The 14,513-nt window shown below is 55.2% G+C and carries 13 protein-coding genes; 3 read left to right on the forward strand and 10 right to left on the reverse strand.

The genetic code is table 11. The features are described 5' to 3' along the window. The 6 genes from ACH518_RS10290 to ACH518_RS10315 form a co-directional block, all read right to left on the reverse strand. The gene (locus tag ACH518_RS10290; RefSeq protein WP_445372827.1) at positions 1 to 1,632 is read right to left on the reverse strand and encodes a copper resistance D family protein; all 1,632 of its coding nucleotides are present in this window, start codon (positions 1,630 to 1,632) and stop codon (positions 1 to 3) included. A 6-nt stretch (positions 1,633 to 1,638) separates the two neighbouring features. Continuing rightward, positions 1,639 to 1,998: a copper resistance CopC family protein gene (locus ACH518_RS10295; protein ID WP_445372828.1), complete on the reverse strand. Its 360-nt coding sequence runs from the start codon at positions 1,996 to 1,998 to the stop codon at positions 1,639 to 1,641. A gap of 10 nt (positions 1,999 to 2,008) precedes the next feature. Continuing rightward, positions 2,009 to 3,394, reverse strand: a complete 1,386-nt coding sequence (locus tag ACH518_RS10300) for an aspartate aminotransferase family protein (RefSeq protein ID WP_445372829.1) — start codon at positions 3,392 to 3,394, stop codon at positions 2,009 to 2,011. 62 nt (positions 3,395 to 3,456) lie between these two features. Next, entirely contained in the window at positions 3,457 to 4,158 is a 702-nt protein-coding gene (locus tag ACH518_RS10305; protein WP_445372830.1) for a phosphorylase family protein, read from the reverse strand. Position 4,159: 1 nt separating this feature from the next. Further along, entirely contained in the window at positions 4,160 to 6,118 is a 1,959-nt protein-coding gene (shc, locus tag ACH518_RS10310) for a squalene--hopene cyclase (protein ID WP_445372831.1), read from the reverse strand. Positions 6,119 to 6,127: 9 nt separating this feature from the next. Then, entirely contained in the window at positions 6,128 to 7,219 is a 1,092-nt protein-coding gene (locus tag ACH518_RS10315; RefSeq protein WP_445372832.1) for a phytoene/squalene synthase family protein, read from the reverse strand. Between the two features lie 435 nt (positions 7,220 to 7,654). Here ACH518_RS10315 and hpnH point away from each other — a divergent pair, with 435 nt between their 5' ends. Genes hpnH through ACH518_RS10330 form a run of 3 tightly spaced genes read left to right on the forward strand, consistent with a single transcriptional unit; the run spans position 7,655 to position 10,434 of the window. Further along, positions 7,655 to 8,758, forward strand: a complete 1,104-nt coding sequence (gene hpnH, locus ACH518_RS10320; protein WP_278212702.1) for an adenosyl-hopene transferase HpnH — start codon at positions 7,655 to 7,657, stop codon at positions 8,756 to 8,758. A gap of 36 nt (positions 8,759 to 8,794) precedes the next feature. Beyond that, the gene (locus ACH518_RS10325; RefSeq protein WP_140913610.1) at positions 8,795 to 9,400 is read left to right on the forward strand and encodes an ABC transporter substrate-binding protein; all 606 of its coding nucleotides are present in this window, start codon (positions 8,795 to 8,797) and stop codon (positions 9,398 to 9,400) included. 20 nt (positions 9,401 to 9,420) lie between these two features. Continuing rightward, complete coding sequence (locus ACH518_RS10330) at positions 9,421 to 10,434, forward strand: MlaA family lipoprotein (RefSeq protein ID WP_445372833.1); 1,014 nt, start codon at positions 9,421 to 9,423, stop codon at positions 10,432 to 10,434. Between the two features lie 39 nt (positions 10,435 to 10,473). On the opposite strand, the gene ACH518_RS10335 is transcribed toward ACH518_RS10330, so the two are convergent. Genes ACH518_RS10335 through ACH518_RS10350 form a run of 4 tightly spaced genes read right to left on the reverse strand, consistent with a single transcriptional unit; the run spans position 10,474 to position 14,034 of the window. Beyond that, positions 10,474 to 10,989 carry an adenine phosphoribosyltransferase gene (locus ACH518_RS10335; protein WP_445372834.1) on the reverse strand — a complete coding sequence of 172 codons (516 nt, stop codon included), beginning with the start codon at positions 10,987 to 10,989 and terminating at the stop codon, positions 10,474 to 10,476. Between the two features lie 14 nt (positions 10,990 to 11,003). Beyond that, on the reverse strand, positions 11,004 to 12,866 hold the full coding sequence (gene dxs / locus ACH518_RS10340; protein ID WP_445372835.1) for a 1-deoxy-D-xylulose-5-phosphate synthase: 1,863 nt from the start codon (positions 12,864 to 12,866) through the stop codon (positions 11,004 to 11,006). Between the two features lie 48 nt (positions 12,867 to 12,914). Continuing rightward, positions 12,915 to 13,808: a (2E,6E)-farnesyl diphosphate synthase gene (gene ispA / locus ACH518_RS10345; RefSeq protein WP_140913833.1), complete on the reverse strand. Its 894-nt coding sequence runs from the start codon at positions 13,806 to 13,808 to the stop codon at positions 12,915 to 12,917. Further along, positions 13,801 to 14,034, reverse strand: a complete 234-nt coding sequence (locus ACH518_RS10350; protein ID WP_140913834.1) for an exodeoxyribonuclease VII small subunit — start codon at positions 14,032 to 14,034, stop codon at positions 13,801 to 13,803. Before ACH518_RS10350 ends, ispA begins: the two co-directional genes overlap by 8 nt. Positions 14,035 to 14,513: the final 479 nt, after the last annotated feature.

Below are 14,513 nucleotides of genomic sequence, written 5' to 3' on the forward strand. Positions count from 1 at the left end.
TCAGTACAGGGGTTCGCGGTAGAACATCAGAATCACGCCGATTTGGAACAAGGCGAAAACCGAGATAAAGCCGGCAATGTTCTTGCCGGGGGCGTCCAGCTTGAGTTCCAGCCAGCGGCCGCAGGCCAGAATCAGCGCAAACACGCCCATCAAGGTATGGCCGACTTGGATCAGGAACGCGGTTTTGGCCTCGAAGCCGACGTGCGAGTGGGCTAACAGCATCATGCCGCCGAAGGCCGACATCAGCGGGAACAAATAGGGCAGAATGCCGGGATCGGCTTTGACTCGGGCCCGGGTCTCGTACAAGCCCAGCATGAATACCAGGAAGGTGGCAATCCGGTGCTGCAGAATTTCGCCGTTGTTGAAGGTACTGTCCCAAAAACCGATCGGGCCCAATGGCCAGCTCTCGGCGTCGGAACGGAAGAACAGAAAGATGCCGAGGCCCATGAAGCCGATCGGCCAATAACGCGTCCAACGGTGAAAACGCTCCGAATACGACAACATCGCGAAGAAACTCATCACGGTCAGGAAGATGCCCGAGATATTGTGGTTGTAATCCGACCAGGCGGTGGCGGCTTCCGACGGAATCTGGCCGACGATGGCAGTCCGGCCGGCCTCGCCGGCGATCAGGGCTTCGTGGGTCGGCGATTCCCAGCGCGGAACCCGCGGATGGAACATGTTCAACACTTCTTCCCAGGTCGCGGTCAGGTGCGGAATGTCGACCGACGGCGGCTGCGAAGCCAAACTGGCCGCCGTGAACAGAATGGTCAGCAGAATCAGGGTTTCCGCTTCAATGTAGTATGGGACGCGCACGGTCAGGGCGTAGAGGCTGCGGCTGGCAAAATACTCTTCCACCGCTTGGCGGTTGATCCAGGCAAAACCCAAGGCCAGGCCCATCATCATGATTTTGACCATCAACAGGTTACCGTAACCGGCGCCGATGAAGCCTTGGAAGGTACGGATGTAGTACCACGCAAGGGGTGTACCGGTTACCAGCAATAGAGCAACGGCGACGAAGCCGACGGTCGAGAAGCGCTTGAGCAGCAAAGGCCACAGTTCTTCGGCGATCGCATTTTGCTTTTTCAGGCCCCACAGCGCCAGAATTTGGAAAATGCCGCCAACCCAAGCTGCGGCGGCAATCTGATGGCTGACGGTCAGCGTCATCAGCAGACCGCGGTCTTCCAGGCGACTGGCGCCGTGCACCAGCCAGGCCGCGGCCATCACCAACGGGATCACGATCGCCGTGGCCACCAGCCAATGGGTTTTAGAGCGCAGATTGGCTTTTAACGCTTGTTTGATGAACAGGTACAAGGCGAACGCAAAGGTGGCGCGTGCCAGGCCGGCGTTGAATTGCACGGTATGGAAAAAAGCCGGAAACGGCGATTTGCCCAATGTCACGGCCATTAACCAGATTTTCAGGCCGATTTTCGACAGCTGGGTGATAACCAATGCCTTGCTGCCGAAATGAATCAGGTTGATAGTTTTCTGCAGCAAGGCGCTGTTGTAGTTGGCATTTTCATCCCACGGCCGCAGGACGAATAGACCCCACAGCAAACCGCCGATGGCGATCGAGTAAAACGTCAGATCGACGCCGCCGATCAGCGAGTCGAGATAATTAGCTATACCTTCCATATCCGGTTATTTGGGTTCTTTGACGAAAAAGCGCAGCAAGTCCTCGCTCAGATGACCGTCCGCGGCAAAAATTTTTAATTTGATGGCGTATTCGCCCGGGGCCAAGGCCGGTAAATCCAGCAGTACCTGACCGGGTTTGGCGCCGGGAGAAGCACTGATGGAGGTCATCACGTCGCCGGCGCTGACCAGAAACACTTCGGACAAATCCAGTTCGACTTTGGAGTTGAACGACAACTCGACCTGGCTGGCCTGATTGACCGGCACCGGTTTCAGTTTCAGCGAATTGTGGGTGACTACGGCATGGCCGAAGGCGGCTTGGCTGGCGGCCAGAGTCAAAGCCAATAAAATCCTAATTACAAAACGCATACTGATCTCCTTATTTTTTGTTTTTCAAAGCGTGGCCGGCCAGGTTTTTGCCCAAAGTCCAGATTGAACCGGTGACGTTGTGAGTGTCGGCGATGGTTTTTTCTACCGAGTTGACAATCCAGTCGCGGTCTTTTTCGGTCAAAATCAGCGGCGGCAGGAATTTGACCACGTTCATACCGTGGCCGGCGACTTGCGCCAGCACCCGGTGTTCCTTGAACAGCGGAATCAGGATCATTTGGCAAAACAGGCCTTTGTTGGCGGCTTCCAGCATCGCCCAGGCGGCTTTCAGGCCTAAGCTTTTCGGGGCATGGAATTCGATGGCGATCATCGAGCCCTTGCCGCGAGCTTCTTTCAGGAACTCGTATTTCGGCACCATCGCGTTGACGGCGGCGATGATCTCGTTGCCGATTTTGGCGCTGTTTTCGACCAGTTTTTCCTGATGGACCACATGCAGTGCGGCCAAACCAGCCGCCATTGCCATGTTGTTTTTGGAGAAGGTCGAGCCGTGCACCACGGCGCGGTCCATCCGGTTGAACACGGTGTCCATGATTTTGCTGGTCATCGCCACGCCGCCGACCGGGACGAAGCCGCCGGACAGGGCTTTGGCCATTAATATCATGTCGGGTTTGACGCCCCAGTGTTCGATGGCCCAGAACTTGCCGGTACGGCCGATGCCGGTCTGGATTTCGTCGGCGACGAACAGGGTGCCGTATTTTTTACACAGGCGCTCGACTTCCGGCAGGTAATTATCATCAGGGACGTTGACGCCCTTGCCTTGAATCGGTTCGACGATGAACGCGGCTACGTCCTTGCTGCTCAGCGCATTTTCCACGGCTTCGAGATCGTTGAACGGCACCGAACCTGTATCCGGTAGCAGCGGGCCGAAGCCTTCGCGGAAAATGTGCTCGCCGGTCAGCGACAGCGAGCCCATCGTCAGGCCGTGGTAACTGTGTTCGCAATGCAGGATCCGAGAGCGTTTGGTGGTGTAGCGGGCGAATTTGATCGCCGCTTCCACGGCTTCGGTACCGGAATTGCAGAAGAACATTTTTTCCAGATTATCCGGGCAGGTAGCCAGGATTTCCTTGGCCAGCAAGCCGCTCAACAGCGACACATCCATTTGCACCAGATTCGGCAATTCCATGGTCAGGGTTTCCTGCAAGGCGCTGACGATGGTGGGATGGTTGCGGCCCATCGCGAACACGCCGAAACCGCTAAGCAAATCCAGGTATTCGTTGCCGTCTTCGTCGTAGAGGTATTGGCCGATCGCCCGCTTGTAGTTGCGGTCGTAACCGATAGTGCGCAGCACCCGTACCATCTGGTTGTTGAGATATTGCTCGTGCAGTTCGAATTTTTCCCCGAAGTGCTGAGTAAAAAGATCGGCAATGCTAAAGGACATGTAATACCTCGTGGTGGTGCGTCGGCTGGCGCTTGATCTCGGCGCCGGCAACGCTGATTTTGCTAATAAATGGCGATTTCGTTTAAATGCCTGGCGATGGTTTTCAGGGTTTTTTGTGCGGCGTGAAAATGCAGGCCAAGCTTGACCAGTGCCGGCACTTCCCAGGGGTGTAGCGCCAGATGGCGCAGCAGCTTGCCCAGCTCGACCTGCCCCTGTTCGTTCATGGCCCGGGACACGGCTGGCGGTAAGTCCAGCGTCACCGGGTCGGCGATGGCGCGCAACACCAAACACGGCAGATTGGACTGGCTGGCGACCTTGGCAATCGCGCCGCTCTCCATGTCCAGCGCCACGGCGCCGGTGTTGCTGTGGATGGCTTGCTTGTCTTCGCTTAGCGCCACGATGCGGGTTTCGGTGACCAGTTTGCCGTGGCCGACAGCGAGTTTTTCGCCGAGCCGGCTACTCACCTTATCCGACCAGAATTTGTCGGCTTCGTAAATCTGCTGGTCGAAAAAGATCCGGTCGGCGATCACCAATTGCCCCGGCCGCAGTTGCGGCGCCAGCGCAGCGGCGCAACCCCAACTGATCAAACGATTGGCGCCCTTGGCAATCAACAGATTTGCCGCGTTGGCGGCGTTGTGCGGCCCGGCGCCGGCGTAGGCGACCAGCGTGTCGTCGCAAAGTCTCAAGCATTCGCCCTGCGCTAATTTGCGGCTGGTCAGGGTCGCAAGTTCTTCCGGCAGCGCAACGACGATTCCGCAACTCACGTTAGTGTTTGTGCAATTCGTTACGGTATCTGGCCAGTGCCCACAACGGGAAGAATTTGTCGTAGCCGTGGTATTTCAAATAGAACACGCGCGGGAAACCCGGTGCGGTAAAGCAGGGATCGTTCCAAACGCCGTCGGCTTGCTGGCTGCGCAACAAAAACTCGATGCCGGCCTTGACTTCTTTGCTGTGTACTTCGCCGGCGGCAATCAGGCCCAACACCGCCCAGGCGGTTTGAAAGGCGGTGCTGAAGTGGTAGCGGCCGCGGTATTTCCGGTCGTCGTGGTAGCTCAGATTGTCTTCGCCCCAGCCGCCGTCCTCGCGCTGCACGCTTTTCAGCCATGCGGCGGCTTTGACGTACATCGGGTCGGTTTTCGGTACGTCGGTTTGCTCCAGACCCAACAAAGCGGACCAGGTGCCGTAAATGTAGTTGGTGCCCCAGCGGCCGAACCAGGAGCCGTCGGCTTCCTGTTCGCTACGGATATATTCGATGGTGCGTTGCAACGCCGGGCGGTATTCGTCGTGGCCTTTGGCGACGCGGGCCATCAGCATCGCGCAGCGGGCGCTGACGTCGACGGTTGGCGGGTCGAGCAGGGCGCCGTGGTCGGCGAACGGAATTTCGTTCAGATAGTAATAGGTGTTGTCGACATCGAACGCGCCGTAACCGCCGTTTTTGGACTGCATGCCGACGATCCAGCGGGTAGCGCGGTGGATGGATTCGTCCAAACCGTCTTGCTCGGATTCGGCCATCGCGAAACCGACGATTGCGGTATCGTCGACATCGGGATAATGCGGGTTGGCGAATTGGAATGCCCAGCCGCCACCGGCCAAATCAGGTTTGCTGACGCGCCAGTCGCCCGGTTCGTCGGACAGTTGCACGCTTTTCAGCCAGTCGTTGGCTTGTGCCAGTTGCGGTGCGTTACCGCGCTTGTCGGCTTCGATCAGCGCCATGCTGGCCAGGGCAGTATCCCAGACCGGGGACAGGCAAGGCTGGCAATACGCTTCGTCTTCCTTAATCACCAACAGTTTGTCGATGGATTTGCGGGCGATTGTGACATTTGGATGGTCGTGCGGCATACCGAGCAGCAGCATGGCCTCGTAGGCGTTGACCATGGCCGGAAAGATGCCGCCCAAGCCGTCTTCGCCGTTCAAACGCTCGGTAAACCAAGTCAAGGCCTTGTCTATCGCGCGCTTACGCATGCTCTGCGGAATCAACGGTTCGGTCACGCGGCCCAGTTGGTCCAGCGCCAGAAAGCATTTATTCAGCAGCGTACGCTCAGGAAAGTAATGCTTTTCTTCGTCCGGATGCACCACGAACAATTCCAGGATGTCGACATTATGCGGATTCTTGGCTTTGGCCTTCAGCGTGCACAGGATGAACAGCGGTACCATCACGGTGCGCGACCAATAAGACACTTTGTCCAAGTGGAACGGAAACCACTTGGGCAGCAGCATGATTTCGACCGGAATGTAGGGTACGCCGCGCCAAGGCAGTTGCTCGAATATTGCCAGTGCGATTCGGGTGAAGACGTTGGCGCGCGCCGCGCCGCCTTGGCTCAGGATCCAGTTGCGCAGTTGCACCATATGCGGCGCGTCGATCGGATCGCCGGCCATTTTCAAGGCGTAATACACCTTGACGCTACAACTGATGTCGCCCTGGCCGCCGGTGAATAGCGGATAGCTGCCATCCGGATTTTGCCGGCTACGCAGATAAACTGCGATCTTGGCTTGGAGTTCTTCGTTAATGTCGTCCAGGTAATGCATCATCATGATGTATTCGGACGGAATGGTGCAGTCGGCTTCGAGTTCGAATACCCAATAGCCGGCCGGATTTTGCAAGCCGAGCAGTTTCGCCTGCGCTCGGTCGATCGCGGCTTGAATTTTGCCCGGGCTGATGGCAGCCGCCGAGCTGTGTTGGGAAAAGTCGTGATTGCTGGTCTCTACAGGGGCTTCAGTAAACATGGCGATTCCTTATGGTCCAGTGTGAGATACGGGTGAATACTGCCAGTCAGGGGTTTTTAAGCCGCTGCTGGTGAGATTGAAAAGCAGTGACAGCAGCCAGTTGCTGCGTGCCGATAATTTGCTGGCGATAATCGTGGCCTTGACGCTGTTGCGACTGATCTTGACCTGATTGGATTCGTTGAAGTCCAGGTGCTGTTTGATCTTCTTTAAGGTCAACACCGCCATGCCCAGTGCCCACAGGCAGAAGTTGCGGATGCCGGTTTCGTGGCTGGGCAACAGTTGGGTGTAGGTCAATGCGTTTTGCAAATGGCCGTGGGCGATACCGATCAGGCGCTCCAGGCCCTTGCGGAAGCGTTCGTCGTTGGTGGTCGGCGTCAGATCGGCCAAATCGAAGCCGGTTTCATCGAATATGTCCTGCGGCAGCCAGCATACTCCGCGTTTGGCGTCGTCCCAGATGTCTTTCAGAATGTTGGTCATTTGCAAGCCTTGGCCGAACGAGACCGATAGCTTCAGCAGTTCCGGCCGATGCTGATCGATTTCCGGCGAGTAGTGGCAGAACAGTTTTGCCAGCATTTCGCCAACACAGCCGGCCACGTAGTAGCAATAGTCATCCATGTCTTTCATGGTTTTCAGACCGGCGTGCAGGTTGAGGGCCTGGTACACCGGCATGCCGCCGGCCATGGTTTCCACACAACACGCCAACGCGTCTATTTGCGGGGTCGAGAGGCTGTGGGTGATGGCGATGACGCGGGGGATCAGCCGGATCAGGCTGTGTTCGGCCGGAATGGTTTGTGCGGACAGCAGCGGAGCCAATTCGGCGGCAAACGCCTCAGCACCGCGGCCGGTCTTAACGATGTCAATAAAACGGTCGCAGAAGCCCTTTTTTTGTGCTGGGCTAAGGGAAACTTCGTCTTCGATAGTGTCGACGATTCTACAGAGTAGATAAGCATTGGCCACGGCCGGATAGAGCGTTTTCGGCAACTGCGGAATGGTCAGCGCAAACGTACGCGACACGCCTTCAAGCAGCACGGCTTGAAGTTCTTGGTCGGATAGCTGTTTCAGCAATTCCGGGTTATCGATGGGGGGGTGAAATCCGTTCATTTACTTTTTAGTCTAACTATCGGTAGCGGCAATGATAGACTGTTTGTTGGGGTTTTGCAAAGCGATGTTGCTTTAAGGCAAATTTGCTGGGATTGATATTGCTGTTTGGGATTTTGGTTCTTGTTTGGTGTGCTTTCGTTATGATTTATAAGGCATATTTTGTAGGGCTGGGTTTGCAGGCGGCGGGGTTTGAATCTGTGATGGTTGTGGTTTTGCAAAGTGCTTCCCAAGTAGGTTGTTGTTTTTTGCGTATTTCGACTGGAGCAAGGTATAAAAAAGTAGTATTCTTACCACATCTAGTTGTGCGTCCGCTTGTTTCTCTGGCTTGGTGGTCGTTGGTTTGGGCGCGCTCCCGATAGTAATGGCTCGAATGCTGTTGTTTTTTTGTAACAGCGTCGTAGCTGAAAGTCTTGAAAGTTTTTGGAGAATAATGCCGTGAGTGTTCCTTTACGTCAGCAATTGGCTGTGGGTAGTTATCTGATCAAGCAAAAAATTAAAGGAGTCAAAAAGTACCCTTTGGTTTTGATGCTGGAGCCTTTGTTCAGATGTAATCTGGCTTGTGCCGGTTGCGGTAAGATCGACTATCCTGACGACATTTTGGATAAGCGCTTGTCTGTGCAAGAGTGTCTGGATGCAGTGGATGAATGCGGTGCGCCGATGGTTTCTATTCCGGGCGGGGAACCATTGATTCACAAGGAAATGCCGCAAATCGTCGAAGGCATCGTTGCCAGAAAGAAATTCGTCTACTTGTGCACCAATGCATTGTTGCTCAGAAAGCGCATCAATGATTACAAACCGTCGCCGTATCTGACGTTTTCGGTGCATTTGGACGGTTTGAAAAACCGCCACGACGCCTCTGTTTGTCAGGACGGTGTATTCGATATTGCGGTGGAAGCGATCAAATTGGCTCTGAGCAAGGGTTTTCGCGTAACCATTAACTGCACGCTATTCCAAGGCGAAACGCCGGAAGAAGTCGCTGAGTTTCTGGATTATGCGATGGAACTCGGCGTGGAAGGCGTAACGATTGCGCCGGGCTTCAGCTACGAGAGGGCGCCGCGCCAAGACGTATTTATTAAAGGCTTGGAAGTCAAAAACTTGTTCCGCGGCATTTTCAAAATCGGCAAGACCAGAAAGTGGAAGCTGAACCACTCCTCGCTTTATCTGGATTTTCTGGCCGGCAATCAGAACTACGATTGCACACCGTGGGGTAATCCAACCCGCAATGTGTTCGGGTGGCAAAAACCTTGCTATTTGTTAGCGGACGAGGGCAATGCTTCCTCGTTTCAGGAACTGTTGGACTCTACGCCGTGGGAGAAATACGGCACCGTGAAGAATCCCAAATGCGCTAACTGCATGGCGCATTGCGGTTATGAAGCTACTGCGGTTGAAGATACCTTGGCTAATCCGTTGAAAGCCCTGCTTGCAAAGATTCGCGGGCCGAAAACTGCGGGGGACATGTTGCCGGAGAAGCAGCCCGAGTTCGTGATGAATTACAAAAAAAGTTCGATTTCGGAAATTCCGGTCAAAGTCGAATCTTAAAATGGTCGCTCTAAATATGAGGTTTCGATAAGCGTTATGTTCAACAGAATGTATTCCGTACTGGGCTTGCTTGTGTTTCTAATGTTCTCTCCGTTGGCGACGGCGGAAGAGCAGACTGCGAGACAGGTGGTCGACGAGTTTCAAAACGAATTGCTGGGCATAATGAAGCAAGGCAAAACCTTGGGCTTCAACGGCCGTTATGACAAATTGGACGTACTGGTTAAGAAGAGTCACGATTTGCCAAAAATCGCTCGTATTGTGGTCGGTAAGCAGTGGGAGGAGTTGACTCCAGAGCAACAGGAAAAATTGGAAACAGTGTTCAGTCGGCTCAGCGTTTCCGCGTATGCGCATAATTTCAAAGATTTTTCCGGGGAATCGTTTAATTTCGTTTCTGAGGAAGAGACTGGCCGCGGCGGCGTGGTAATCCATACCAATCTATTGATTCCCGGCGAGAAAGACGTCAAATTCGACTACATGATGAAGAAAAAGGACGATGGTTGGCGAATTATCAATATAATAGCGGATGGTGTCAGCGATTTGGCATTGAAAAGGTCGGAATATACCAGTGTTTTGAGTCGGGAAGGTTTCGATGCTTTGATTGCCAAAATCAACGAAAAAATTGAAAGTTACGCGAAACAATAGTTTGCCAGGAATTGTGAGTGATGTTTTTTAACCCCTGTTATCAAGGTAAAAGCCAAGCCGGCTTGATGTGGGCCGCGCTGTTTTCCGGCGCTTTATCGGTCGGCGGTTGCGCGAGTACGGAACCAAAAGATCTAGGAGCCACCAATATTGCCGAGTCCAAAACCAATTCGGTCGATCCTTACGAGGGTTTCAACCGATCGATGTATGGTTTCAACATGGGCCTGGATAAGTATTTGCTTAAACCGGTAGCCGACGGTTACAAATTCATTACTCCGGATTTCATGGAAACCGGCGTGACTAATTTTTTCACCAATTTGAAGGGTATCAACGTCGTTTTGAATGACTTCCTGCAAGGTAAGGTTAGTCAGGGAGCGTCCGATACTGGCCGGTTTTTGACCAACTCGACTATCGGTTTGTTGGGGCTGTTCGATGTTGCCAGTGATTTGGGCATGCAAAGCAATGTCGAGGATTTCGGTCAGACTCTGGCGGTATGGGGAGTCGATCAGGGAGCTTATTTGGTGCTGCCGATTTTAGGCCCGACCACAATTCGCGACGGTTCGGCCAGCATTCTCGATCGGGCGGCAAACCCGAGTACTTACCTGCCGGGCACTGGTATTGTCGAGGGGATTAACGACAGGGCTAATGCCGAAGGCGCATTAAATTTCATCGACGAGGCGGCGTTGGATCCTTACGTGTTTACCCGCGAATCGTTTTTGCAATACCGGCAGAATCTGGTTAACGACGGTAAGCACTCCGCCGAAACTTACGATATCGATGTGGATTCGGCGATAGAGGACGAAACGAGTTCGGCAAAGCCGGCAAAGGCGGTCGACAAGCCGAAGCGGCCGGCCGGAAGCGGTTCGTTAGGTCCTCAATCCAGCTTGAATCCTGCTATCGGTGGCAACGCGACAAAATCTGACGCTTTCGAGAATATGTCGCAGTCTTTCGAAAAGGCCGAGGCTCAGTTCGAACAGGCCGCTGCGAAGATGGATGAATTCAGCAGTAAAAAAAAAATGCGGCGTAAACGCCGTTGATTTAGTTTAGAGACGCACGGAGGCGTCTTTTAGTCTAAATCAGTAGTGCAACAGGGAATGCACTTCGTAGCCCGCCAGTTTTTCCCGTCCCGCCAAAAAATCTAATTCCACGACGAAAGCGCAGGCAACCACTTCGGCCCCCAGCTTTTCTATCAATTCGCAACTGGCTTTGGCCGTGCCGCCGGTAGCCAGCAAGTCGTCGATCAATAGCACTTTGTCGTCGCTGTCGACGGCGTCGATATGGACTTCCAGTTCGGCCGAGCCGTATTCCAGGTCGTAAGACACGCTTTGTACGTCGTAAGGCAGTTTGCCGGGTTTGCGCAGCGGTACGAACGGAATGCCCAGCTCCCAGGCGACTAAGGCGCCGAAAATGAAGCCTCTGGCCTCCATGCCGGCCACCGCAGTAATGTCGCGGCCTAAGAACGGATGCAGCAACTGGTGGACCGACAAACGCATCGTGGCCGGGTCTTTGACCAGCGGCGTAATGTCTTTAAAGATAATGCCGGGCTTGGGGAAATCAGGAATATCGCGGATTTTATTGCGTAAACGGTCCATTTTTCACCTCGTGATTATGCGCAAAAAGCTTCGATCTGCTGGCGGATGCCGTTGGCATCGAGCCGGCACAGGCTGAGCAATTCCTCGCGGGAACCCTGCTCGACGAAGCGGTCGGGCAGGCCGATGTTCAGTACCGGCATCAGAATCTTCTGCTGTTGCAGGAACTGCAGTACTGCACTACCGGCGCCGCCGGCAATGACGTTTTCCTCGACCGTGACGAACACGTCGTGGCTTTTGGCCAACTGCAGGATCAAGTCTTCGTCGATCGGTTTCACAAAGCGCATGTTCGCCACTGTGGCGCCCAGTTGCTTGCCGGCTTCGACGGCCGGCGTCACCATCGCCCCCCAGGCCAGAATCGCAATCCGCCCGCCCTGGTGTCTGATTTCACCCTTGCCGATTTCCAGCGTGCTGAGTTCCGGGTTGATCGCCGCACCGGGACCCTTGCCGCGCGGATAACGCACCGCGGCCGGGCCGTGGTGGTGGAAGCCGGTGGTCAGCATCTGCCGGCATTCGTTCTCGTCGGCCGGGGCCATCACCAGCAGATTGGGGATGCAGCGCATGTAACTGTAATCGAACGCCCCGGCATGGGTCGGGCCGTCTGGACCGACCAGACCGGCGCGGTCCAAGGCGAACAACACGTCCAGATTCTGCAACGCCACGTCGTGAATCAACTGATCGTAACCGCGTTGCAAAAAGGTCGAATAAATCGCTACCACCGGCTTAGCACCTTGGCAAGCCTGACCGGCGGCCAAGGTGACCGCGTGTTGCTCTGCAATCGCCACGTCGAAATAACGTTTCGGAAACTTCTGCGAAAACTCGACCAGGCCGGAACCCTCCCGCATCGCCGGGGTGATGCCCAATAAGCGCTCGTCTTGCGCCGCCATATCGCACAACCAGCGGCCGAACACCTCGGTATAAGTCGGATGCGGCGACGGCGCCGCCTTGGGTAGAAAATCCTGGGTCGGATCGAAGGCCGGCACGCCGTGATAGGCCAGCGGATCTTTCTCAGCCGGCGCGTAACCCTTGCCTTTCTTGGTCACCACATGCAAAAACACCGGCCCGGTCAAATCCTTCAGATTCTCCAGGGTCGAGACCAGCATCTCCAGATCGTGACCGTCGATCGGCCCGAAATAATTGAAACCCAGCTCCTCGAACAAAGTACCCGGCACGATCATGCCTTTGACATGTTCTTCCGCTTTCCGCGCCAATTCCCAGACGCTGGGCATACTGGACAACGCCTTCTTGCTTTCCTTCTTGACCGACGAATAAAACTTGCTGGATAAAATCTTGGTCAAGTAATTATTCATCGCCCCGACCGGCGGTGAAATCGACATCTCATTGTCGTTCAGAATCACCAACAGATTGGCATTGACGTCGCCGGCATGATTCATCGCCTCGAAGGCCATGCCGCCGGTAATCGACCCGTCGCCGATGATCGCCACCATCTTCTTGTCCTCGCCGCGCAATTGCGAGGCGATCGCCATACCTAGCGCCGCACTGATCGAGGTCGACGAATGGCCGACGCCAAACGCGTCATACTCACTCTCGTCGCGCGACGGAAACGCCGACACCCCGCCGAGGGTGCGAATCGTCGTCATCCGATCCTTACGCCCGGTCAGAATCTTATGCGGATAAGCCTGATGGCCCACATCCCACACCAACTGGTCCACCGGGGTATCGAACACATAATGCAAGGCCACGGTCAGCTCCACCGTACCCAGGCCCGCGGCGAAATGGCCGCCGGAAATGCTGACCGTGTGCGTCAAATACGAACGCACCTCATCGGCCAACTGCGGCAGTTGCTCTTTCTTCAGGGCGCGGATGTCGGTCGGGCCGGCGATGGTGTCGAGTAGCGGGAAGTTTCCGGAAGATGTCATGTTGTTATTATTTCCTTGGGGCCGCAGGGCAGCGAGAAAAGCAGGGGTCTAGTGGGTGCGCTCGATGATGTACAGGGATAGTTCCCTTAACAGGTCGGCTTCCGGACCGAAATCGGCCAAACTGGCCACCGCTTGCTCGTGCAGTGCCTGGGCTTTTTCTTTTGCTCCGGCCAGACCCAATAAAGCCGGGTAGGTCGGCTTGTCGTTATCCACGTCCTTGCCCTGCGTTTTACCCAGCGTTGCCGTGTCGGCTTCAATGTCGAGAATGTCGTCTTTGACTTGAAACGATAAGCCGATGCATTTGGCGTAATGGTCCAGTTTTTTGGCGGCGTCGGCATCCAGGCCCGGTTTGGACAGGGCCGCTAAGTTGACGCTGGCCCGGATCAAGGCACCGGTTTTGTGAATATGCATGTTTTCCAGTTCTGGCAAAGTCAGTTTGCGTCCGACCGAGCCCAAATCGATGGCTTGGCCGCCGACCATGCCTTGCGAACCGCTGGCGCGGGTCAATGCCGCGATCATCTTGACTCTGGCTTCCGCGCCGACCTTGATGGCGGCGTCGTTGGCCAACACGTCGAAAGCCAGGGCCTGCAGGGCGTCGCCGGCCAGGATCGCCGTGGCTTCGTCGAATGCCTTATGGCAGGTCGGCTTGCCGCGGCGCAGGTCGTCGTTGTCCATCGCCGGCAAGTCGTCGTGGATCAGGGAGTAAACGTGGATGAATTCCACCGCACAGGCCTGGGCGTCCAATTCTTCTTCGCTCAAACCCACGGCCACGCCGGTGGCGTAGGTCAGCAACGGCCGGGTGCGCTTGCCGCCGTCTAAAACGCTGTAGCGCATCGCGGCATGCAGCGTCTGCGGCAAAATGTTGTCGCCGGGCAAGCGGGCGTCCAACGCGCGTTCGACGCGGTTCTGGCAGGCGACTAAATATTCTTTCAACTTACTCATCGGTGAATGGCTCCAAAGTTTGCTGGCCGTTTTTCTCTAATAAAATCTGTACTTTCTGTTCGGCTTCCTGCAAAGCTTGCTGGCAGGTCCGGGTTAAACCGACGCCGCGTTCGAAGAATTTCAACGATTCTTCCAGCGTGATATCGCCGCGCTCCATCTGTTCGACCAACTTTTCCAGTTCGGCCATGGCCTCTTCAAATTGGGCAGCGTTTTTGCGTCTCGACATGGTTTGCGCGGCTATGCTCGAAAAAATGACCGAGCATTATAGTATGTTTTGCCGAGCGGTTGAGTCCGGATTGAGATTGCCGCGTTCCGCCATCGGCAGCCGAGATTGAGGCCCCGCTCTCGACCGAGTCCGCCAGTTGCCAATTGGCGGCGGGCCTGCTTGTCCACTGCCTTAGGCGACCTATATAGCGCAACAGTGCAATCACGAACGCATTGGTTTTGTTGCCCTGTCGTAATAGTCCGGGGCGATGCCGAAAAGATACCCGCGATTGGAACCGGGGTAATTGAGCTTTCGAATTTCGTACGATATTTCGTGTAAAAGCGATATGTCGTGGTCAGCAGGCGTTATGGGGGCTGATGTTTCCTGGGTGGTTTTTGTAAATAATTGCGTGTATTCAATGGGTTGGTTTTTGTTGGTCTCGGTTTGCCAAACATGGCACCGCCCTTGCCAATACAAATTGAAGTCCATCGATTGTGACG

This window comes from Methylomonas sp. HW2-6 (genome assembly GCF_052474525.1).

Bases quoted from the DNA above. Each gene is read 5' to 3' on its own strand.
- ACH518_RS10290 (WP_445372827.1), bottom strand. From the start codon at position 1,632: ATGGAAGGTATAGCTAATTATCTCGACTCGCTGATCGGCGGCGTCGAT.
- ACH518_RS10295 (WP_445372828.1), bottom strand. From the start codon at position 1,998: ATGCGTTTTGTAATTAGGATTTTATTGGCTTTGACTCTGGCCGCCAGC.
- ACH518_RS10300 (WP_445372829.1), bottom strand. From the start codon at position 3,394: ATGTCCTTTAGCATTGCCGATCTTTTTACTCAGCACTTCGGGGAAAAA.
- shc (WP_445372831.1), bottom strand. From the start codon at position 6,118: ATGTTTACTGAAGCCCCTGTAGAGACCAGCAATCACGACTTTTCCCAA.
- ACH518_RS10315 (WP_445372832.1), bottom strand. From the start codon at position 7,219: ATGAACGGATTTCACCCCCCCATCGATAACCCGGAATTGCTGAAACAG.
- ACH518_RS10325 (WP_140913610.1), top strand. From the start codon at position 8,795: ATGTTCAACAGAATGTATTCCGTACTGGGCTTGCTTGTGTTTCTAATG.
- ACH518_RS10330 (WP_445372833.1), top strand. From the start codon at position 9,421: ATGTTTTTTAACCCCTGTTATCAAGGTAAAAGCCAAGCCGGCTTGATG.
- ACH518_RS10335 (WP_445372834.1), bottom strand. From the start codon at position 10,989: ATGGACCGTTTACGCAATAAAATCCGCGATATTCCTGATTTCCCCAAG.
- dxs (WP_445372835.1), bottom strand. From the start codon at position 12,866: ATGACATCTTCCGGAAACTTCCCGCTACTCGACACCATCGCCGGCCCG.
- ispA (WP_140913833.1), bottom strand. From the start codon at position 13,808: ATGAGTAAGTTGAAAGAATATTTAGTCGCCTGCCAGAACCGCGTCGAA.
- ACH518_RS10350 (WP_140913834.1), bottom strand. From the start codon at position 14,034: ATGTCGAGACGCAAAAACGCTGCCCAATTTGAAGAGGCCATGGCCGAA.